Source organism: Rothia endophytica, from assembly GCF_928381505.1.
GTDB classification, from domain to species: domain Bacteria; phylum Actinomycetota; class Actinomycetes; order Actinomycetales; family Micrococcaceae; genus Rothia; species Rothia endophytica_A.
This window is the reverse complement of the sequence record NZ_CAKMSJ010000002.1, coordinates 186,157-207,155: the sequence shown is the minus strand read 5'-3', so window position 1 is coordinate 207,155 and position 20,999 is coordinate 186,157. Positions and strand designations below refer to the sequence as shown.

Below are 20,999 nucleotides of genomic sequence, written 5' to 3'. Positions count from 1 at the left end.
ACCGTGTGCAATACCTGTGGTTGTTCATCAGCCAACTCTTCATCAGCCAAAGAAATCACTGAAAACGCTGGAATGACGCGCCGTTCAGCGGTTGGCGCTGTTGGAGCTGGTGCAGGAGCTCTAGCTCTTACCGCATGCGGCTCCTCCATGGACTCTAACGTTACTGCCGAGGCCATTGACCCCGGTGCCCCGGCAGAGCCCACCGACATGGCGGCTGTAGCAGATGTGCCGGTTGGCGGCGTTATCAAAGCTACCGCTCAGGGAACCAGCGTGATGATTACTCAGCCTACCGAGGGCACCTTCCACGCTTTCTCGTCAGTCTGCACCCATCAGGGCTGCCAGATTAACGCGCAAAAAGAAAAGACCATGAACTGCCCCTGCCACGCTTCTGTCTTCTCCAATGAGGACGGCGCTCCCCAGGGCGGTCCGGCTGAAACGGCTTTGGCGGAATTCCCTCTTGAAATCAAGGGCGACCGTATCTGGGTAGGCTAAAGTCTTCCACTAGACACAAAAGGCCGGGGATGATTATCCCCGGCCTTTTCTGTATCTGTTGCCCTTCGTTAGGGCAGCTTAGAGAGTATGTTTGGGCTTTTCGCCTTCACCTCGGGCAAAGGGAACCATGGTGCCAGAAAGCTGGGAGAGGATATCAGAGCTAATCTTCTGGGGTGTCAGACCAACTTCTTCGAGAATTTCGTGACGCTCAGCGTGCTTGATGAATTCAGCGGGCAGACCCAACTCGTTGAGTGCGGTATCGATACCTGCTGCTCGCATTTCCTGGCGGATGCGAGAACCCACACCACCTGCTCGCACGCCATCTTCCATTGACACCACGATGCGGTGCTGCCCGGCAAGATTAACCACAGAAGCGGGCACGGGCATGACCCAACGGGGGTCAATCACGGTGACGGTCACGCCCCGGTCTTCAAGTAGTTCAGCCACCTGCAAAGCCAGGCGGGCAAAGGCTCCCACACCAATCAGCAAGACATCGCGCTGACCTGTTTCTGTGTGCGGTTGCCCAGTGCGCGCCAGGATGTCGGTGCCGTCCGCCAGTCTCTCAAGAGCAGGGATATCTGCACCCACCGAGCCCTTGGGGTAGCGCACGACGCTGGGGGCGTCCTCAATGGCGACCGCTTCACGCAGTTCTTCGCGCAGGGTTACGGCATCACGCGGCGCTGCCAGGTGTAGGCCCGGGATGAATTGCAGTAGAGCCAGGTCCCACATACCGTGGTGGCTGGCGCCGTCGGGGCCGGTGACACCTGAACGGTCCAGCACAATGGTTACACCCGCCTTGTGCAGCGCAACATCCATGAGCAACTGGTCAAAACCGCGGTTGAGGAAGGTTGCGTACAGGGCAATGACCGGGTGCTGCCCGCCGTAGGCTAGACCCGCGCTCATGGCAATCGCGTGCTGTTCGGCGATCCCCACATCGATGACCCGGTCAGGGTGGGCCGCGGCCATAGGTTTGAGGCCCACCGGAATCAGCATGGCGCCGGTAATACCTACGATATCTTTGCGTTCGTCGGCAATCTCTTTGATTTCCTGGGCAAAGACAGAGGTCCAGGACTTATCCGATGGCTTAGCCAGGGCTTCACCCGTTTCGGGGTCAATCACGCCCACGGCGTGGAACATGTCGTCCTTATCATTGACGGCAGGTGCGTAACCGTGCCCCTTCTCAGTGATTGCGTGAACGATTACGGGGCCACCAAAGTTCTTAGCAGATTCAAGGGCTGATTCGACCGCTTCAAGGTCATGCCCATCAATCGGGCCCACATACTTCATGCCCAGATCCTCGAAGATGCCACCGGGCACCATGACGTCTTTGAGCCCAGCTTTCATACCGTGCAGGCCCTGGTAAACCATGCGGCCGAGTGGCCCGCCCTGCTGAAGTTTCTCCCGAGCAGTGGTCAGCGTACGTTCATAGCGGCTGTCCAGGCGCACCTTATCCAGCTTGTTTTGCAGTTCGTGTTGCAGGGCAGCCAACTGGTTGGCAAAGCCCCCTACCGTGGGGGCGTAGGACCGCCCATTATCGTTGACCACAATAACTACCTTGCGGCTCTTATCTGCTGCAATGTTATTGATAGCTTCCCAGGCCATGCCACCGGTCAATGCGCCATCACCAATGACGGCAACGGTGTAACGGTCAGTTTCTCCTGCCAGCTGGCGCGCGCGAGAAACGCCGTCTGCCCAGGACAGCGACGAGGACGCGTGAGATGACTCTACGATGTCGTGTTCAGATTCAGCCCGCTCAGGGTAGCCCGCTATGCCACCTTTTTGGCGCAGAGTTTCAAAATTTTGCCGCCCGGTCAGCAGCTTGTGCACGTAAGACTGGTGCCCGGTATCAAAAATCAGAGAGTCACGCGGTGAGCTAAAGACACGGTGAATACCCATAGTCAGCTCGACAACCCCAAGGTTAGGGCCCAGGTGCCCACCCGTCTGGGAAACAGTTTTCACCAGAAAATCCCGGATCTCCTGCGCCAACTCAGTGAGCTGTACAGCAGTCAGGCTGTTGAGGTCGCCCGGTTCGCGGATCGTTTCAAGTAGTCCCACGGTTGCTCCCTAAAGGACCGGATTTACCCAAGCATCTCTGGTAGCTCAGCACTGCTCACCGGTCATTAAACTATGTCGTACAGGAAAGTAACTTTACCCGCTCACCGAACGATTAGCGATTTTACGAGGCAAACATTGGGCACCCCTTTTGTGTTTCGTTTAAGTTTCAGGGCGCGTGGCTACTTCCATATGTTTGACCCAGCGTTTATTATCAGTGTTCAACAGCTCACATTATGCGGTCCTCCACAGTTTTTATACGCCGCTGAGGCTGACATCATTACACGGCTAGCACCGTCAGCTAGCCCCACACGAACGGATACAAATCATGACCGCAGTCATTGACTGGGTGAACGGAATAATCTGGTCCCCCGTACTGGTCTATCTCTGCCTAGCTGTAGGTGTGTATTTCACGATTCGCACCCGCCTGTTGCAGATTCGCCAGATCCCCACCATGATTCGTTGCACCTTCAAGGGTGAATCATCTAAAGACGGGGTCTCTTCCTTCCAAGCTCTAGCCATGTCGCTGGCAGGGCGCGTGGGTACCGGTAACATCGCCGGTGTCGCAACCGCCATCGCCTTCGGTGGTCCCGGCGCAGTCTTCTGGATGTGGACTGTAGCCTTCCTGGGGTCATCTACGTCCTTCATTGAATCTACCCTGGGTCAGGTTTTCAAAGAACGCGATAAGATTACCGGTGAATACCGCGGTGGTCCCGCCTACTACTTTGAGAAGGCCTACAAGCACACCAAGTACGCCGGGCTGTTCAAGGTCTACGCATCAATTTTCGCTTTCGCCACTGTGCTAGCCTGCGGCTTCTTCCTCCCCGGTGTGCAGGCTAACGGTATCGCAACCTCTATGGAAGGCGCTTTTCCATCCGTTCATCCCTGGATGGCAGCTACCGGCGTTACAATCCTGCTGGCTTTCATCGTCGTCGGTGGCGTTAAGCGTATTGCTACCTTTGCCTCGGTCGTAGTACCTGTCATGGCTATCATTTACATCGTTCTCGCTATGATCGTAGCTTTCATCAACATCGGTATGCTGGGTGATGTCATCAACCTGATCTTCACCTCAGCATTTGGCTTGAATGCAACTTTCGGCGCCATCGTCGGCACCGCTGTTGAATGGGGCGTCAAGCGCGGTATCTACTCCAACGAAGCTGGTCAGGGCACCGGCCCACACGCTGCTGCTGCCGCTGAGGTTAAGCACCCCGCAGCTCAGGGCTTCGTCCAGGCTATGGCAGTGTACATTGACACCCTCTTTGTTTGCTCAGCAACAGCATTCCTCATTCTGTCGACCGGAATGTACCGCGTTTACGAGGGTGGCTCCGCTGATACGCCTGTGCTAGCTGAAGGCCCGGGTGGTCTGGCTGATACCGTCACCGTTGGTCCAGCTTTCGCACAGAACGCTTTTGATACCTTCATCCCTGGTGCTGGCCCCATCTTCATTGCTATCTCATTGGCCTTCTTCGCCTTCACTACCATCATTGCCTACTATTACATGGCAGAAACTAACCTGCGTTACCTCACCCGCAACCTCAACAACCAGACTCTCTCGAACGCACTCATTCGTTGCTTGCAACTTCTGATTCTTGTAGCGACTGTCCTGGGTTGTGTATCAACAGCCGGTTCCGCCTGGGCACTGGGTGATATTGGTGTTGGTCTCATGGCTTGGCTCAACATCGTTGGTATCTTGGTTATCCAGAAGCCTGCCCTACAGGTTTTGCGTGACTACGAACAGCAGAAGAAGCAGGGTCTGGACCCCATGTTTGACCCCCGCCCACTGGGCATCAAGAACGCAGACTTCTGGGAGAACTACTACGACGTCAAGACCGGAGCAATCCCGGTTCAGAACAAGTAGCGCTCACTCCTTAGCACGTTCCTTATATCAGCGTCCCCGCTCACTTTCTGTGAGCGGGGGCGCTGTGGTTTAGTGTGAGTATATGAGCACAGCACACCCGTCGCCTCTGAACGGCGACCGCCCCAGCCGCGAGCAGCTAGCAGGCTTTATCAACGGTAGCCTTGATGACAGGCTTCCACCTCCCGGCACTCCCCTGCGCCTGCTGATTGTGGGCGTCAACCCGGGCCTGTGGACGGCAGCAGTCAACGCTCCTTTTGCTTTCCCTGGCAACAGGTTCTGGCCCTCACTAGAGCGTGCTGGCATCGTGACCCCTAGGGTGGACGCTTCACGCGGCTTGAGCGACGAGGTTGAGGAACAGCTAGCCAGCCTGGGTATCGGCATAACCAACCTGGTTGACCGGGCAACGGCACGAGCTGACGAGCTCACAGCCCAGGAGCTGAAGGATGCCCTCCCCAGGCTAGTTGCCCTCACCCACGCCTTTAGACCGCAGGCCGTAGCGATTGCGGGCATCACAGCCTATCGGACGGCCTTCGGCGATAGGAAGGCTCAGCTGGGGCGACAAGACACCTCCCAGATTGAGGGGTGGAACCCGGCGAGCCAGCTCTGGGTCGTGCCTCAGCCTAGCGGTTTGAACGCCCACGAAAATATTGATTCTCTAGCGGATAAGTGGCGGCAGGTCTGGGACTCCACGCAGCCACTCACCTAGCCACCCCCTCCCTGCCGCCACACACAAGGGACCAGATTCCTCCCCAAATCCTCATTGCCCACAGATACTTTGAACACTCATCTGGTCCCAACTCATAGAAAACAAACAAAAAGGTCTGTGGCCCCCACTAAAAAGTGGGGGCCACAGACCGTGAACCTGCTAGCGCTCTAGAACTTAGGAGCCACGCACCAGGTTACGCAGAACGTACTGCAGGATGCCGCCATTGCGGTAGTAGTCAGCTTCACCCGGGGTGTCGATGCGTACTACAGCGTCGAATTCGGTAACCTTGCCGTCTTCTGCGGTGGCAGTGACTTTCAGGGTCTTGGGGGTGGTGCCCTCGTTGAGTTCGGTCAGACCGGTGATATCGAAAGTTTCGGTACCGGTCAGGCCCAGTGATTCGTGTGATTCACCGGCGGGGAACTGCAGGGGAACGACGCCCATACCAATCAGGTTTGAACGGTGGATGCGCTCGAAGCTCTCAGCAATAACAGCCTTGACGCCCAGCAGGGTGGTGCCCTTAGCTGCCCAGTCACGGGATGAGCCGGTGCCGTATTCCTTACCGCCCAGAACGACCAGCGGGATGCCAGCAGCCTGGTAGTTCTGAGATGCATCGTAGACAGTTGCCTGCTCGCCGCCAGCAGTGAAGTCGCGGGTAAAGCCGCCCTCAACGCCGTCCAGCAGCTGGTTCTTGATGCGGATGTTCGCGAAGGTACCGCGAATCATGACCTCGTGGTTACCGCGGCGTGAGCCGTAGGAGTTGAAGTCCTTGCGCTCCACACCGTTCTCAATCAGGTACTTACCAGCAGGGGTATCTGACTTGAAGGAACCAGCAGGCGAGATGTGGTCGGTGGTGACCGAATCGCCCAGCTTGAGCAGCACGCGAGCACCCTTAATGTCTTCAACAGGGGTGATGTCCATGCTCATGCCCTCGAAGTAAGGAGGCTTGCGCACGTAGGTGGACTCAGCGTCCCACTCGAAGGTGTTGCCGGTGGGGGTGTCCAGGGACTGCCAGCGCTCGTCACCATCAAAGATGGTGCCGTATTCCTTGTTGTACATCGCGGTGTCCAGGGACTCGTCGATGATCTTCTGAACCTCAGCGGGGTCAGGCCAGATGTCGCGCAGGTAAACCTCGTTACCGTCGGCGTCGGTGCCCAGGGCGTCCTTCTCGAAGTCAAAGTCCATGGTGCCTGCCAGAGCGTAAGCGATGACTAGCGGCGGGGATGCCAGGTAGTTCATCTTGACGTCCGGTGAGATACGACCTTCGAAGTTACGGTTGCCGGAGAGGACGGCGGTAACGGAGAGGTCGTTGTCCTGGATAGCATCTGAAATCTCGGGCTCCAGCGGGCCGGAGTTACCGATACAGGTAGCACAGCCGTAACCAACAACGTAGAAGCCCAGGGCTTCGAGGTCAGGCAGCAGGCCTGCCTTCTCGTAGTAGTCGGTAACAACCTTTGAACCCGGTGCGATAGAGGTCTTGACCCAGGGCTTGGAGGTCAGGCCCTTGGCTGCTGCATTGCGTGCCAGCACGCCAGCTGCCATCATCACAGAGGGATTAGAGGTATTGGTGCAGGAGGTGATGGATGCGATGGAAACCGCACCGTTCTTCAGCTCAAACTCGCGGCCATCAGCCATGGAGACTGATGCTGATTTGCCGGCTTCGCCGTAGTTCTTGATGTCAGAAGCGAACTGCTTCTTGGCATCCGATACCTGGATGCGGTCCTGAGGACGCTTGGGGCCAGCAATAGAGGGAACCACGGTGGACAGGTCAAGTTCGAGGTACTCGGAGTATTCAACCTCAGCCTTGGGGTCGTGCCAGAGACCCTGTTCCTTGGTGTAAGCCTCAACCAGAGCAACCTGATCTTCGCTGCGGCCGGTCAGGCGCAGGTATTCAAGGGTGTTCTCGTCGATGGGGAACATAGCGGCGGTTGAGCCGAATTCGGGGCTCATGTTACCGATCGTTGCACGGTTAGCCAGGGGAACCTGGCCTACACCCTCGCCGTAGAATTCTACGAATTTACCCACAACGCCGTGTTCGCGTAGCATTTCGGTGATGGTGAGTACCACGTCGGTTGCGGTAGCGCCGGAGGGAATGGTGCCGGTGAGCTTGAAGCCGACCACGCGGGGAATCAGCATGGAAACGGGCTGGCCCAGCATTGCTGCCTCGGCCTCAATGCCGCCAACGCCCCAGCCCAGAACACCCAGGCCGTTAACCATGGTGGTGTGGGAGTCGGTACCTACAACGGTATCGGGGTAGGCGCGCAGTACGCCGTCAACCTCGCGGGCCATGATGGTGCGTGCCAGGTATTCAATGTTGACCTGGTGCACGATACCCATGCCCGGGGGGACAACCTTGAAGTCGTCAAAGGCGGTCTGGCCCCAGCGCAGGAACTTGTAGCGTTCACCGTTGCGCTGGTATTCGATGTCCATGTTGCGGGTGATCGCATCTGAAGTACCGAAGTTATCAATCTGAACAGAGTGGTCAATGACCAGTTCAGCAGGTGCCAGGGGGTTAATCTTTGAGGGATCGCCGCCCAGTTCCTTCACGGCCTCACGCATGGTAGCAAGGTCGACCACACAGGGAACACCGGTGAAGTCCTGCATGATAACGCGGGCAGGGGTGAACTGAATTTCGGTGTCGGGCTCAGCCGATGCGTCCCAGTTAGCAAGTGCCTTGATGTGACCCTCGGTGATGTTGGCGCCGTCTTCGGTGCGCAATAGGTTCTCAAGCAAAACCTTGAGTGAGTAAGGCAGCTTCTGTGAGCCGTCAACTGCCTTTAGACGGAAAATTTCATACTCGGTTCCGTTGACGTTCAGAACGCCCTTTGAACCGAAGCTATCCACAGTGCTCATATGTGGGACTCCTCTCGACACTGTCTTCATCTTCGCCTACCGCCCGGTGCCAACCGGCTGCGATGCCGGCCCGTGTGTGATGCACACTTTAGGGACACTCTGACGCTAAGCTATCGAGACCAGTGTACCGCGTGTCACCTTATTCACATATTTTCAGGTCAGGACACAGTCTTTATTTCAGATAGCTAAGGCCGGTATTCGATATGGTGTGCAATCCTGCCGCACGATAGCAACTTCGGAAAGAAAAACGTGACCTAATTATGTTGCAGTTTTATGACGTGTGGGCACCCATTCCCCAGTAATAAGTTCATAGGAAGTGGGTAGGGAGGGTCGGCAGGCAGGTGATTGGCAACCGGTGAGCAAATCCTTGCGGGTTTGTTCTATCGCTGGTTGCCTGAGTACTTGGTGAAGACCGCCAGGGTTTCAACGTGGTGGGTGTTGGGGTACATGTCGAAGGCTTCCACCCGCATGAGGCGGTAGCCTGATGCCCGCAGATAGGCAGTATCTCGGCCCAGGGCTGCCGGGTCGCAGGCAACGTAGACCACGGTGGGCGGGTTCAGGTCAGCAATTTGCTGCATCACCGCTTTGCCGCACCCTTCGCGTGAGGGGTCAGCGATGACGACATCAGGGGCTTTGAACCTTCCATCTTTTACCTCTGCTGTGACCCCGGTGAGGACGCGGGAGACATCGCCGCGCTCAACACGCACGGTGGTGCGTTCGGAGCGGTGGGTACGAGAGGGGCCGTCTTCAGCAAAGTTGTCGGCGGCGTTTTTGCTGGTGACCGGGGAGCCTTCTACCGAAAGGACGGTACCGCTGTCCCCTACTGCGTCCGCTGCGATGGCGGTGAAAAGACCGGCGCCGGAGTAGAGGTCGTAGACGGTCTGACCCTTGCGCAAACGCGCCATATCTAGCACGGCGTTGCCCAGGGTCTCGGGTGCGGTGCGGTGAATCTGCCAGAAGCCGTTAGCGGCCACGTTCCAGTAGAAGTCTTGGGCATAAACGGTAGCAGTTTCCAGCAGGGCGGTGTTGCCGGCACCGCGCACAATGTCAGCGGGTTTAGCACCGCGGCGGCGTCCTGCCTGCTTTTCAGCGGTGAAAATGAGAGTGATGAGGCGGTCTTCAAGACTGCCCCAGGCCTCATAGCAAGTGGCTTCGACAGCATCGGCAACCTCAGCCATGTTCTGGGAGGCTGGAACGGTACAGACCATGGCCAGCATGTCCGTGGCAGAAACAGCGACGTCCAGACGCTTAACGCCGGTGAAAGACAGTTCGCCCAGGCCCAGTTCTTCGATGCGGGAATCAACCAAAGGGAAGGAATCAACCGGTACGGGAGTGCCGGAGTTATGCGGGAACATAGCAATTTTGCCGGTATCGCGGTCCACGGTGAAGTGAGCGCGGCTCCGCCAGTTCAACCCCTCGCCAGTAGCCCCGGGAGCCTCCGGCAATGCATGGATAGGTAGGTCGGTGAGCATGGGATGCTCAGCGGGTACGCCACCCAGCCGGGCCAGCTGCTCGGCTACTACCTGCTTTTTGTAGCGGCGCTGCACGGTGGGCACGATATGCCCGTACTCCATACCGCCCAGAGGCTGGGCATGAGCCAGGGAATCAGCCGCAGACCAGGGGTGCGGGCGGCGGGCGATTGCTGGAACATCTACCTTTACTACATCAGCGAAGAAGAAGCGCCCCTTGGGGCCTCGCCCGGTAATACGGGCGGTAGCGGTTTCACCCACCAGTCCGTGGCGCACAAAGACCACTCGACCATCAACACGGGCTACGAAAGCACCACCGTGAGCAGCGCGTTCGGGGGTTACCTCCACGAGTTGCCCCACCTCAAACTCGGGTGCTTGGTTTTGCTGGTTCTGTTTAGTCACGGTATCTCTCAATGCGGTTGATGGCGGGGCGGTCGGCCCTTCTCCCCTAGCTTACTGTGAAGCGGTAGCCGGTGATCTCTTTTCTACCTGCCAGGGCACTGAGGCAACCACCACTCCCGGCTCGTGGCGTAACTGGGCTTTGAGACGGTGCACGGTGCGGCGGTGGAAGATGCCCTCCCACCAGCGTGAAACAACATACTCGGGGAGGTAGATCACCAGAACATCGCGCGGTGATTTCTGACGGGAGCGGCGCACATAGTCCATGACGGCGTCCACCGGGTTGCGGTAGGGTGCGTCCAGCACGGTGAGGTCCAGAGGCAGCCCCAGCTGTTGCCAAGCATCAATATTCTGGCGCGTGCGCTCTTCGTCAATGTTGACCATTAGCGCTTCGATGGACGAGGGACGGGTAGCGCGTGCATAAGAGACAGCCCGCAATACTGGCTTGCGCACCCGCTCAACGTAAATCAGGGCGTGGACGCGGGAGGGCAGAGCCCGAGCTTCAGCTAGCTCGGCCTCCGTTTTCGGCAGGGCTAGTTGACGATCTACCCGCTGGTAGTGCTTATTAATTTTCATCATGAGGCCTAGCAGGAACAGAATGAGGAGCATGGAGAACCATGCACCGTGAGTAAATTTAGTGAGGATAATGACCACCAGAACGGTGCCCGATGCCAGCACGCCGATGGATGTGATGATGATATCGCGCCAGTTGAGCCGGCGTTTTTTGGTATCGGGGGTGATCCGCTGGGCCAGCCAGCGGTTCTTGAGCACTGATACCTGGGTAAGCAGCATGGCGGTGAAGGCACCCACAATGTACATCTGCACCAGGGTGTGCACATCTGGCCCCACTACTCCTACCAGTGCCATTGAGCTGAGCCCCAGCACCAGCACGCCATTGCCGTAGAGCGCTGTTGAGTCACGGGCTGAGAGGTAGATGGGCAGGTACTGCCGGTGGGCCAGCACAGTGGCCAGCATGGGGAAACCGGTGAAGGCAGTCATGGCTGCCACGACCAGCACCCCAACGGTTGAAACCCCCAGGAGGGCGGTAACCCAGTGACCTGCGAAGACGGTATCCGAAATCTGCAGGAGCAAGGGGGTTTGATGGAAGTCAGGGCTAACGTTCTGCCCATCGACCCGTAGAGTTTGGGCGGGATCGAGCACAAATATAGCGCCTGTACGCCAGATCAGGTAGAGCACCCCCACCAGGAGCAGTGAAGTGACTGACCCCATCAGCATGAGGGTGAGAGCCGCATTGCGCTGTCGCGGGCGCGCGAAGGCACGGGTGGCATTGCTAATGGTGTTCACCCCGGTCATTGCAACAGACCCCGAGGCGAAAACTCTCAGCAGTAGCACCAGAAGCCCCAGCCCGGTAGCCAGCTCCTCTGGGGAGGTGGACTGCGCTACCTCGTAGTCCGCTGATACAGCGGTACCCAGGGTTCCTGCCATGTCGGCAGCCAGCCCAAACACGAGCGTCCCACCCAGTAGAAGAAGAAAGATGTAGGTGGGCAAGTGGGCGGCCCTAAACATGAACTTAACACCGCGCAGGCACAGCAGGGTAACTGCTGCAATCAGACAGCAGACCACCAGGCGTTGATGGGAATACAGGGCAGGTAGAAGCGATTCAAGGTACAGAGTTGCCGAAGAGAGCGAGACAGCAACGGTCAACACGAAGTCCACCATCATTGCTGCCCCTAGAAGCACAGCGAATCCGGTGCCCAGGTTCTTCTGCACCAGAGCAAAATCGCCCTTTTCGCCCACCCGCTGAATGTTGTAGCGGTAGGTTCCTATCACCAGCATCAAAATGGTTGCGACGCCCAGCCCCACCCAGGGGGAATAGGACAGCGCCATCTGACCTGCGATGAGCACGGTGAGAATGATTTCATCGGGTGCATAGGCTACGGAAGATACGCCATCGGCCCCAAAGAGCGGGAAGGCACGGCGTTTGGGCAGGTTTCCGGCCTTTGCCTGCCTGCTTGAAATCGGCGCCCCCAGCACCAGGGCTGACGCCCTGCTTCTCATAGTCTTCACAGGCTCTAACCGTAGTCGCCTCACCCGGTAAATAACAGCTGTACACACCACATTTTATGCTGGTCCTCCTCAGCTGATGAAGGCGTAGACTGGTAACGGGCCTGGCGCCCACACGTCACCATTACGATTGATCCAAGGAGCGCAAGTGCCCCACTTCGTCATCATGGGAGCCGGCAGGGTCGGCGTCATGCTTGCCCATACCTTAGAGGACGCCGGGCACACGGTAGCAGTCATCGACCAGGATGACCGCTCCTTCAGGCGTCTGCGCAAAGAGTTTGCAGGGCAAAAAGTCACCGGAGTGGGGTTTGACCGCGAAACCCTAAAGCGGGCCGGTATTGAGAAGGCCTACGCTTTTGCCGCTGTCTCTTCAGGGGATAACTCCAACATCATTGCTTCCCGAGTCGCCCGCGAGACCTTCAAAGTACAAAACGTGGTGGCTCGAATTTATGACCCCAACCGGGCTGAGTTTTACCAGCGTCTTGGCATTCCAACCGTGGCGGCCGTCCGCTGGTCTACTGACCAGGTGCTACGCCGCCTCCTACCGGAGCAGGCCATGGCCGGTGACTTTAGAGAGGCATCCGGCCGCCTTCTGCTGGGAGAACTCAACCTGCACGACTCCTGGGCCGGCCACGCACTGACCGATATTGAACGCTCCGCCGGTGTGCGCATCGCTTACATCACGCGCTTCGGTGAGGGCCTCTTGCCCGGCCCCGACACCTCCTACCAGCAGGGCGATACAGTGCACGCCATGATGCGCACTGAAGACATCAACGACATTGCCCGCATTCTCTCCCAGCCTCCCGCCAGCGACGCCGAAAGTGATCTTTCATGGAAGTAATTATTATCGGAGCCGGTTCGGTAGGCTCATCAAGCGCTAAAGAACTGCTGTCCCACCACCACAATGTCACCATTATCGATCTCAAGCCTGAAGCAATTTCACGAAGCGGGATTCAAAACGCTCAGTGGGTCATTGGCGATGCCTGTGAGCTGTCAGTTCTGCGCCAGGCTAAGCCAGAGAACGCCGACGTGGTAGTTGCGGCCTCGGGTGACGACAAAACTAACCTGGTAGTTTCACTGCTCTGCCGCAGTGAGTTCGGGGTGCCACGAACGGTGGCCCGCGTCAACAACCCAAAAAATGAGTGGCTTTTTGACGAGTCCTGGGGCATCGATGTTGCCGTTTCAACTCCCCGTCTGATGACGGCCCTGGTTGAAGAGGCTGTTGAGGTGGGCGACGTGGTGCGCCTGCTGACGCTGCGCTCCGGTAACGCCACCCTGGTGGAATACACCGTACCGGCAGAGCACCCCATCATCGGTTACACCATTGGCCAGGTGCAGTGGCCCTACGACACCGCTCTCACCGCCATCGTGCGTGATGGCTCTCCCCTAGCCCCCAGCAATGACAATGTCATTGAGGGCGGCGACGAACTCTTCTTCGTCACCACTCCAGAGGGTGAGGACGATTTGCGAGCCCTCTTTAGTTAGAGGGCTCTAGCCTTCGAGACTGGGCACAATCTCATAGCGCGGGTTGTAGATCACTGGCTCATCGCGCGTTGAGAGCATACCCGAAACCCTCAAATAACCACCGGCTACAATGCCGGGCACCTGCCGCTGCCCCAGCCAGATCAGCCGGACACGCACGCCCGGTTCCAGAGGGGCAAAGTCGGGGTAGAGCACCTTTGGCGCAGTCTTAGTAACACTAAATCGAGTGCCGAACCCGGCGTCGGTCTCTACGGCCGGCATCTGCCCGGTATTCTCGTCCTCAGCACTGATATCGACAGTGTCATCGAGGTCCTCCCCCGTCTCAGCGATGGGCATACCCGTGAGAGGGTGCGTTTTTGCAGGCGGGAGAGGCTTTGATCGCTCTACTAGCAGGATAACTTCAAATCGGGGGTTAGCCTCGCGGTGCGATATATGAACGCGCTCCACCCTACCTGCCACGCGTGCCCGAAACCTTTGCGGGTAGGTCTCAAGACGCTTCGGAGTCTGGGAGTGAAAGGTCTCGGGCATGGTATTTAACCGATCTCGGTGATCTCTGGGCCTCTGCGGGGTATTTCCAGACCTGCCGGAGTTTTTTCACCCTGCTGAGACTGAGCAGCTTTTTGGGCCTCAGCGGCGTCCTGGATGCTCTGCGGCACCCGCATCGGCAGAAGGTCACGGGGGGCCATGGGGTCAGAGCCACGATGAACAATGATAGTACGGAAGACCTCTTCAAGAGCCTCAGCCGCTTCACCGGGCAGAACTGCAGCCCCTGAGAACACACCGCGCACAAACCATCGGGGGCCGTCTACACCCACAAAGCGGGCGATGCGAAAGCCCTTGCGACCATCGGCGGTTTGGGCAGGTACACGGGAGATGAGCTGACGCCCTAGAGGGCCATTGTTAATCTCCACCTGACCGCCCTGGCTGCGGACGCTTTCAGACAGTTCGCGGCGGATCTCGTCCCAGATACCGGCGCTCTTGGGTGCAGCGAAAGCCTGCACCTGCAAGTGCCCCTCTCCCAGCTGGAGAGTAACGGCAATGACCTGCTGGGTCTTCTGATCTGCTTCAAGACGCAGGTTGAGACCGGGATGGCTCTTAACTAGCAGTCCGCCCAAATCGATGTACGAATCAGCACTGGCTTTTTTCTCTGACGAATCCCAGGGCCCGTTACTGCGGTCAAAAACCCGGTGCTCATCAACGATGGTTTCTTCAACGGTGGGGGCGCTTTCAGCGTCAGCCTGAGGAGCCTCTGTCTCCTCAACTGCCCCTTCAGCTGCGCTCTGCTCAGCTTTCTTTTTTTTGCCCATTCCAAACATATCTATGCCTTTCTTTAGCAGACCTCTAGGGTCTACTGTACGCCTGACGATCCAAAACCACTGGTACCTCGCGCAGAGGCAGGCAATTCATCAACTACCTTAAAACGGGCAGTCTCAAACCGCTGGATTACTAGTTGGGCAATGCGGTCCCCGCGCTCTACCTCAAAGGTCTCTTGGGAATCTGTATTAAGCAGGCAAACCATCAGTTCACCGCGATAGCCGGCATCAACTGTGCCCGGAGCATTGACGATGGAGATACCGTGCTTAGCGGCAAGACCAGACCTGGGGTGCACCAGACCAACAAAGCCCTCTGGAAGTGCAAGGGAAACCCCGGTAGGTACAAGAACACGTTCCCCCGGAGCCAATGTCACCGTAATACGCGCCCGTAGGTCAGCACCGGCGTCCCCTTCCTTAGCATAAGCAGGCACAGGTAGCTGCGGGTCAAGCATTTTAATCTGAACATCAATCTGTTTATCCACCCCATTACTGTACCTTTTCGCCCCATCTAAGGACGTGAACGGGCTGGGATTTTTTGCCTCTTTTCGCGGGTTCTCTCCAGGATCACAGCGGCAGAGCTGAAGTCACCCAGGTACATCTCGTACACTGGTAAACGCACCCTGGAGAAGAAAATTCTACAAAGACCTCATAACGGAAGCGTGACCCATGGCAGAAAACCCCAACGCAGTTCTTTACCGAGAAAGACTGGCGCCCGGCATCGGCATGTGGATTGCCTGTGTGGGCGTAGGCCTAGCCTCCTTCTTAGTCGGGGCACCCATCAACATCTTTGCCGGTATCATCGCCGGAATCGTCATGTTTGCCCTGGTGGGTTGGGTTCTCTTCGCAACCTCACCGGTGATTGAGGTTACCGCTAGCATCCTGCGCGTTGGAAGGGCACAAATTGAACGCGAGCATGTTGGCCGAGCCTACGCTTTTCGGGGCGAAGATTCCCGCCTAGCCACCGGTCCGGCACTCGATGGTAGGGCCTTCATGTGCTTCCGCGGCTGGATTTCATCGGTTGTTCGCATCGACATCACAGACCCGGCTGACCCTACCCCCTACTGGGTAGCCTCCTCCCGCCACCCTGAGCGGATTGCTGAGATTCTCAACGACGGGCTACCCGAAGAAGAATAAGCTGATCCCCCCATAGAAAATGCCCACAGGCCTACAGCCGGTGGGCATTTTCTTAGATCAATCGCTTGAAGCTGGTTTAGCCTTCGCACTCAATGCAGTACTTCAAATCGCCATCTTCATGGGCGATCTGTGAGCGGTGGCGGACCAGGAAGCAAGAAGCACAGGTGAATTCGTCATCCTGGGCGGGGAGCACAACTACATTGAGCTCTTCGTTAGAAAGATCTGCGCCGGGCAGCTCAAAACTTTCGGCGGCTGCGTTCTCGTCCTCATCTACCGCACCGGACTGCATCTCGGAGCGTCGTGAATTGAGCTCCTCAAAGGACTGGTCCTTGCTTTCTTCGTCCTGCTTGCGGGGTGCATCGTAATCGGTTGCCATGGTTTTCTCCGTGTGTAGTGCGAGGCGAGACAGTCAATCTCTTCACAGTAGGTAGTGCACCCCTTACAGGTGGTGCAACCAGCATATTAATCGGCTGCTCCTGAGTTATACGAGGTAACGCGTAGAATTGTTCACCATTAAGGAGCTTTAAGCAAATACAAACTAATCATTTATTCCTTACAGCGAAAGGTGCCTCCACGGGAGGGCATACCCCACCCCTTCGATAAGCTAAACCTAATCTATAAGTTGATACAAAAAGTGCTGGTTTTTAGGGTTTTTTCCAAAGATAGCTTCCGGTTTGCTGTTGAAGTAAAGGCTGCCCTGAATCAACCCTGTAATCTTTCAAGTAACTGTAAAGATTGAAGAGTGTGCGTGACTCTAATAAACGCGCACCCCTATGTCAAGGAGAAACCTGTGCTCGAGCTTCAACTAGCTGGGATTCACGACGATGGCGAGAACCTAGTCCTCAATGACGACAACGGTTCTTCCTACCTGCTCCCCATAGATCAGAATCTCCGCCAAAGCATCGCTAAGGCTCGCCGTATCTCGCCTACACGCCCGGGCGGTCGCGGAAGTTTCGGCCCCCGCGATATTCAGGCCAGATTTCGACAGGGTGCAACGGTTGAAGAAATCGCCGCTGAATCTGGCTGGGAAGCTGAGCGCGTACGCCGCTACGAGTGGCCCATTGTCGCTGAGCGTGCCAACATTATTCGTACTGCCCGCTCTGTGCTCATTTCGCCCACTCCCGGTGGTGAAGGCCCTGCACGCAGCCTAGACCAGCATTATGAGGCCATCTCACAGCACTATTCCTTCGGTGATGCCCCGCTGGATTGGTCTACCTGGCAGCAGGAGTCAGGTCAGTGGACTCTTGCCCTTGATGTAGAGCTCCCTACCGATGTGCAGAATGAACTGCCCCGCGGTGTACATTTTCCCGCCCGCTGGACCTTCAACCCCGCTAATCAGAGCTTGTACGCTTCCAATGAAGCTGCCTACTTCCTCATGGGCCGGGAGCACACCACCGGTGGGCCTATCCCCGGCCTGGGAACGAACGGAACCTCACACAGCGCTGAAGCGGAGCAGAAAACAACAGCAGAGAACGAAACTGCGCTCACCCCCGAGCCAGCGTCCTCGCCCCGTTTGACCGCTGTGCGCGTACCAGAAAACCGTGAGCAAAATGCGTTACTGGATGAGCTGACGGCTCGCCGTGGCGCTCGATCTTTTGACCCGGCGAGTGAGCGTAAATTGGCTGATCTTTTGGAGCGTGCCCGCCGCACCTCCCGGCCCCTTGAGGAAGCTCACGCTGAGGTGCCCGCTGTAAGTAGTGAGGCTGAAGGTTCTTCAGCCACTGAGCAGCCAGATAGCTCACTCTCTGAACAGCCGGTAATTAACAGCGAGGCTGAAGCACCTGCCCAGGAGGCCCAGGAGACCGCACCGGTTGCCGAGTTTGAAGCAGCTGAAGGCCAGGAAGCCGAGGTGCAAGAGGGCACAGCCGAGGTTCACGAAGCCGCTGAAACCGGGGGCATCGATGAAAGAGCTGCCGGCGAAACCGCGTCTGACTCCGGTGCTACAGCAGAGCAGGTAGATGCTGCAGAGCCGTCTGAGACCGAAAGCACCGACGCCCAGGCCGACTCGCACGGTGAGCAGGGCGAGGAAGAGACTGCAGCTCAGGAGCCTGTTGAAACGGAGCCTGCTCAGCCTAAGCCCGCCTCGAGAGGTAAGCGCACCTCCGTACCCAGCTGGGATGACATCATTTTTGGCAATCAGAGGCGCTAATCAGCCTCATAGAAAATACAGGTGAGAGCTAGGAAACACAAACACCTCAGATGCTTTAAAGCCCGCTAAAATGAAAGTCACATCATTTGCTCGCACGCCCCTGCTGATAGGGAAGTAGGGGTGCAGAAACACTACAGAGGGAACATTGACGTCTCGTCCTAATTCTCAAGACTCCTCAGATGAGGTTAGTCCAGCGCCGCATACCCCCGATGCTACCGATACAACTGCCCCCATTACTCAGCCCCTACCTCTCGCACAGGGGTATGAGTACGTAACCTCCGATAGCGGCTCACAGCAAACCGTTGTGGACGCTGAGGATGAATCTCTTGCGTTCGGTTTGATGCGCCACGCTGAGATCGTTGAAAAGCCGACCCGCGAAGAGCGCCGCGCAGACCGCGCTGAGGCTAGGGCTGCAGCTCTAGCCGCTAAAGAAGCTGAAGGAGAGCGTGCCGCCCAGCTCCGTGCTGCCGCGGCAGCCGCCGCTGTGCGTGAAGCTGCCGAGCGTGATCGTTTAGCGCCAGCTCTTGCTATGGAATCTGCCTATTCCGAACCTGTCCGGGAAAAGAACAGCTCTAAAGCAGTCTTTTTCGGTTCAGCAGCGCTTCTGGCAGGAGCAATTGCTGCAGCGGCGCTGCTCTTCCTGCCGGAGATGAATAGCGCAGCTGATGAGCTGAGCCCCCCCAGCTCTCCGTCAGCTCCAGCCACCGTGACCAGCGCTGACATTGAGTCAGCACGCCCCTCCGCTCCGGCACCAAGCTTCAACACTGAGGCTCCCACCGTGACTGAGCAAGAAGCAGCTGTAGAGCCCCCGGTAGCGCCCGGAACCATTTCTTATGCACCGGTTGAGGCACCACCCGCACCTACCACTGCGGCTATTGTTGAAGAACTACCCTCTGAAGAACCAACGCCGTCAGAGGAAGCTACCGAAACACCGGAGCCAACAGAAACTGCGGTAGAAGCGCCCTCACCGGAACCAACAGAACCTCCTGCCCCCGTTGAGCCCACCGTGGCTCCCGCGCCAGCACCTCCGGTTGAAACAAGTGCCCCAGAGATTGCTCCCCCAGCGGCAACCGCAGCACCGACCAGTGAAGCGCCGGTTCAAAAACAGGTTACGCCAACGCCCTAAAAGCGATTGCAAGGAACCAGAGATTTTAACTGCCCGGGGCCCAACGGTTATTCGTTGGGCCCCGGGCAGTTTGCTGAGGTCAAGAGAGGGCTTTGGTTTTATCCGGTTGGCAGCATCAGCAGGGGAACTTGGGTTTCCTCTGCTGTGAGTGATCCATGCTGACCTACCATGTTCAGGGCGTGGGGTTTGTAATGGCGCATATCATAGAGAGCCACCGGTTCACGAGCAGCTACCAGCACTTCACCGATGCGAGCGCGGGCTGTTTCGGTGACGTGAGCACCAAAGTACCCGCCGTCGAAGGCTTCTTCGGTGTCGAAGATCCAGGCCTGCTGGCCCCAGGCGTCCGCCCAGCGCTGCATGGTCGCCTCTTTAGCGGCGGTGCTTGTGTCTTTGAGGTGCAGCTGCACCATGCGTGGTTCACCAGCGGTCAGCTCGATATTTTCTAATAGGGCAGAATCCTGGGAGTAGTCGTAGCGGTTGGTCGGCTCAACATCGACCATTCCGTGGTCGGCTGTGACCAGAAGGAGGACGTGCGGGGGCAGCCGTTTGGCTAGGTTCTTGAGCGCTAAGTTCAGTTCTTCCAGCTGCTCCAACCACTGCTGGGAGTGTGCCCCGTACTTGTGCCCGGCTTGGTCTAGTTCACCCCAGTAGAGGTAAACCAGTGACGGCTTCCGCGATGAGAGCAGGCTGGCAGCCAGGGTGGTGCGGGCAGCGTAGCCCTGGGCATGCACAAAGCGCCCGCCGCGTAGGCCGGCTTCGCTGAGGCCGGTGCCTGCATACTTGCTCAGCGAGACGGTGGCAACGTCCAGGTGTTTTTCGTAGCGTTCAAAGACGGTGGGGTGAGGCTGCCAGATGTGCGGGTCTACCGTCTTATCCCAGCCTGATAGCTGGTTCATCACTTGCCCGGTCTCCGGGTTTTTAAGTTCGTAGCCAGCCATGCCGTGATAGCCGGGAGGTGAGGACGTGCCCAGGCTGGTGAGGGAGGCAACGGTGGTTGAGGGAACCGCCGAGTGCAAGGGCCCCAGGCTCGTGGCATTTTTGAGGAAGGGTGCATAAGAGCCGTAGGTTCGTAGCAGGCTCTCCCCCAGCCCGTCCACCATGACCACGCAAACACTGCGGTAGGTGTTGGGTTTGCCGCCGGCTTTTTCAATTCGCGCCGCTAGCCCCAGCAGGTCATGCCGTCCAGCTCCGTAGATGGGGTGGGGTTCAGGGGTCAGACTCCCCTGGGCTGTGAGCGTGCCGGCTGACTCAAAGAGATCGGCTACCGTGTTGGCGCCGTAGGCCGGGGGTGCCGGGAGTTCGTTTCCGCAATAATCTTTCATATCTCCTACTTGCTGCCTGCCTGCAGATGGGCAGCTCGCAAAGCCCGGGCAAAAGTACGTGCCTGCTGGGTCTGCTGGTCGCCATCGGCCCCCGCACTAATTCGCACCAGGATGTCCTCTCGCGGTGCCAAGCCGGTCATCCCGTGGTCAGCATCGCAGGACGGGTCAGGGCACTCAGCCGGTTGCAGGTCAAGACGCTGGGAGCCGGTCCAGCAGAGCAGCATGGAAACCTCACTGACGGGGGCACCAGGAGTGTAGCTCTGCGGCTGGGGGTAAGCGTAGCTAACCGTGAAGGTTGAGATTTTTGAGACGTGCAGGGTCTCAGTCGACACGTGGGCGACCACCTGCTGCCCCTGTTCATCTAAGTTTTGGTCATCCAAATGCGCCACCAGTAGAAATTCGCCGGCCAGGACCAGAGCGGTGATGTGCCGGTGAACCTCGTTCTGGTCAAAGTGAGTTTCTACCTGCACCATGTGAGTGGTAGGTTCAAGACCCGCCAGCGCCTCATCGATCGTATCGAGCACCAGCTCCGGGTAGAAGCTTGCGTTCTGGATATCGGCAATCATGCGCTGGCGCGGGCTGGTATCTACACTCACGTCTACTCCTGAAGGTAGTGGGTTGT

General features: G+C 57.7%; 18 protein-coding genes. 8 read left to right on the top strand and 10 right to left on the bottom strand.

What is annotated here, in order from left to right:
• The first annotated feature begins 3 nt into the window (after window positions 1-3).
• Window positions 4-492 (top strand): ubiquinol-cytochrome c reductase iron-sulfur subunit, encoded by a 489-nt coding sequence (locus L6990_RS02940; RefSeq protein ID WP_237202580.1) that lies wholly within the window; start codon window positions 4-6, stop codon window positions 490-492.
• Between the two features lie 78 nt (window positions 493-570).
• On the opposite strand, the gene dxs is transcribed toward L6990_RS02940, so the two are convergent.
• Window positions 571-2,547, bottom strand: coding sequence for a 1-deoxy-D-xylulose-5-phosphate synthase (gene dxs / locus L6990_RS02935; protein ID WP_237202579.1), 1,977 nt, complete (start codon window positions 2,545-2,547; stop codon window positions 571-573).
• Window positions 2,548-2,872: 325 nt separating this feature from the next.
• Between dxs and L6990_RS02930 the strand changes: the two genes are divergently transcribed.
• The gene (locus L6990_RS02930) at window positions 2,873-4,402 is read left to right on the top strand and encodes an alanine/glycine:cation symporter family protein (RefSeq protein ID WP_237202578.1); all 1,530 of its coding nucleotides are present in this window, start codon (window positions 2,873-2,875) and stop codon (window positions 4,400-4,402) included.
• 82 nt (window positions 4,403-4,484) lie between these two features.
• Window positions 4,485-5,108, top strand: coding sequence for a mismatch-specific DNA-glycosylase (locus tag L6990_RS02925; protein WP_237202577.1), 624 nt, complete (start codon window positions 4,485-4,487; stop codon window positions 5,106-5,108).
• A 174-nt stretch (window positions 5,109-5,282) separates the two neighbouring features.
• On the opposite strand, the gene acnA is transcribed toward L6990_RS02925, so the two are convergent.
• From acnA to L6990_RS02910, 3 genes are all read right to left on the bottom strand, one after another.
• Entirely contained in the window at window positions 5,283-7,958 is a 2,676-nt protein-coding gene (gene acnA / locus L6990_RS02920; RefSeq protein WP_237202576.1) for an aconitate hydratase AcnA, read from the bottom strand.
• A 380-nt stretch (window positions 7,959-8,338) separates the two neighbouring features.
• Window positions 8,339-9,829 (bottom strand): class I SAM-dependent RNA methyltransferase, encoded by a 1,491-nt coding sequence (locus tag L6990_RS02915; protein WP_237202575.1) that lies wholly within the window; start codon window positions 9,827-9,829, stop codon window positions 8,339-8,341.
• A gap of 51 nt (window positions 9,830-9,880) precedes the next feature.
• Window positions 9,881-11,854 carry an APC family permease gene (locus tag L6990_RS02910; protein WP_237202574.1) on the bottom strand — a complete coding sequence of 658 codons (1,974 nt, stop codon included), beginning with the start codon at window positions 11,852-11,854 and terminating at the stop codon, window positions 9,881-9,883.
• A gap of 145 nt (window positions 11,855-11,999) precedes the next feature.
• On the opposite strand from L6990_RS02910, the gene L6990_RS02905 reads away from it, so the two are divergent.
• Together L6990_RS02905 and L6990_RS02900 are read left to right on the top strand one after the other, a co-directional pair.
• On the top strand, window positions 12,000-12,692 hold the full coding sequence (locus tag L6990_RS02905) for a potassium channel family protein (protein WP_237202573.1): 693 nt from the start codon (window positions 12,000-12,002) through the stop codon (window positions 12,690-12,692).
• Complete coding sequence (locus L6990_RS02900) at window positions 12,683-13,336, top strand: potassium channel family protein (protein WP_237202572.1); 654 nt, start codon at window positions 12,683-12,685, stop codon at window positions 13,334-13,336. Before L6990_RS02905 ends, L6990_RS02900 begins: the two co-directional genes overlap by 10 nt.
• Before the next feature lie 6 nt (window positions 13,337-13,342).
• On the opposite strand, the gene L6990_RS02895 is transcribed toward L6990_RS02900, so the two are convergent.
• From L6990_RS02895 to dut, 3 genes are read right to left on the bottom strand one after another with little or no spacing between them, the layout of a single operon-like run.
• The gene (locus L6990_RS02895) at window positions 13,343-13,861 is read right to left on the bottom strand and encodes an asparaginase (RefSeq protein WP_237202571.1); all 519 of its coding nucleotides are present in this window, start codon (window positions 13,859-13,861) and stop codon (window positions 13,343-13,345) included.
• Between the two features lie 5 nt (window positions 13,862-13,866).
• On the bottom strand, window positions 13,867-14,649 hold the full coding sequence (locus L6990_RS02890; RefSeq protein ID WP_237202570.1) for a DUF3710 domain-containing protein: 783 nt from the start codon (window positions 14,647-14,649) through the stop codon (window positions 13,867-13,869).
• Between the two features lie 32 nt (window positions 14,650-14,681).
• Entirely contained in the window at window positions 14,682-15,128 is a 447-nt protein-coding gene (gene dut, locus L6990_RS02885) for a dUTP diphosphatase (protein ID WP_272879259.1), read from the bottom strand.
• Window positions 15,129-15,312: 184 nt separating this feature from the next.
• Between dut and L6990_RS02880 the strand changes: the two genes are divergently transcribed.
• A complete protein-coding gene (locus L6990_RS02880; protein WP_237202569.1) occupies window positions 15,313-15,780 on the top strand; it encodes a DUF3093 domain-containing protein in 468 nt (155 codons plus the stop codon).
• A 76-nt stretch (window positions 15,781-15,856) separates the two neighbouring features.
• Here the strand turns inward: L6990_RS02880 and L6990_RS02875 are convergent, their stop codons facing one another.
• On the bottom strand, window positions 15,857-16,156 hold the full coding sequence (locus L6990_RS02875; protein ID WP_237202568.1) for a DUF4193 domain-containing protein: 300 nt from the start codon (window positions 16,154-16,156) through the stop codon (window positions 15,857-15,859).
• Window positions 16,157-16,570: 414 nt separating this feature from the next.
• Between L6990_RS02875 and sepH the strand changes: the two genes are divergently transcribed.
• Together sepH and L6990_RS02865 are read left to right on the top strand one after the other, a co-directional pair.
• Window positions 16,571-17,929 carry a septation protein SepH gene (sepH, locus tag L6990_RS02870; protein ID WP_237202567.1) on the top strand — a complete coding sequence of 453 codons (1,359 nt, stop codon included), beginning with the start codon at window positions 16,571-16,573 and terminating at the stop codon, window positions 17,927-17,929.
• 145 nt (window positions 17,930-18,074) lie between these two features.
• On the top strand, window positions 18,075-19,055 hold the full coding sequence (locus L6990_RS02865; RefSeq protein WP_237202566.1) for a hypothetical protein: 981 nt from the start codon (window positions 18,075-18,077) through the stop codon (window positions 19,053-19,055).
• A 98-nt stretch (window positions 19,056-19,153) separates the two neighbouring features.
• Here the strand turns inward: L6990_RS02865 and L6990_RS02860 are convergent, their stop codons facing one another.
• Together L6990_RS02860 and L6990_RS02855 are read right to left on the bottom strand one after the other, a co-directional pair.
• Window positions 19,154-20,377, bottom strand: coding sequence for an alkaline phosphatase family protein (locus tag L6990_RS02860; protein WP_237202565.1), 1,224 nt, complete (start codon window positions 20,375-20,377; stop codon window positions 19,154-19,156).
• A 5-nt stretch (window positions 20,378-20,382) separates the two neighbouring features.
• Complete coding sequence (locus L6990_RS02855; RefSeq protein WP_237202564.1) at window positions 20,383-20,973, bottom strand: DUF5998 family protein; 591 nt, start codon at window positions 20,971-20,973, stop codon at window positions 20,383-20,385.
• Window positions 20,974-20,999: the final 26 nt, after the last annotated feature.

Coding starts and splice junctions, on each gene's coding strand:
- L6990_RS02930 (WP_237202578.1), top strand. CDS start 2,873: ATGACCGCAGTCATTGACTGGGTGAACGGAATAATCTGGTCCCCCGTA.
- L6990_RS02925 (WP_237202577.1), top strand. CDS start 4,485: ATGAGCACAGCACACCCGTCGCCTCTGAACGGCGACCGCCCCAGCCGC.
- acnA (WP_237202576.1), bottom strand. CDS start 7,958: ATGAGCACTGTGGATAGCTTCGGTTCAAAGGGCGTTCTGAACGTCAAC.
- L6990_RS02900 (WP_237202572.1), top strand. CDS start 12,683: ATGGAAGTAATTATTATCGGAGCCGGTTCGGTAGGCTCATCAAGCGCT.
- L6990_RS02895 (WP_237202571.1), bottom strand. CDS start 13,861: ATGCCCGAGACCTTTCACTCCCAGACTCCGAAGCGTCTTGAGACCTAC.
- L6990_RS02890 (WP_237202570.1), bottom strand. CDS start 14,649: ATGTTTGGAATGGGCAAAAAAAAGAAAGCTGAGCAGAGCGCAGCTGAA.
- L6990_RS02880 (WP_237202569.1), top strand. CDS start 15,313: ATGGCAGAAAACCCCAACGCAGTTCTTTACCGAGAAAGACTGGCGCCC.
- L6990_RS02875 (WP_237202568.1), bottom strand. CDS start 16,156: ATGGCAACCGATTACGATGCACCCCGCAAGCAGGACGAAGAAAGCAAG.
- L6990_RS02860 (WP_237202565.1), bottom strand. CDS start 20,377: ATGAAAGATTATTGCGGAAACGAACTCCCGGCACCCCCGGCCTACGGC.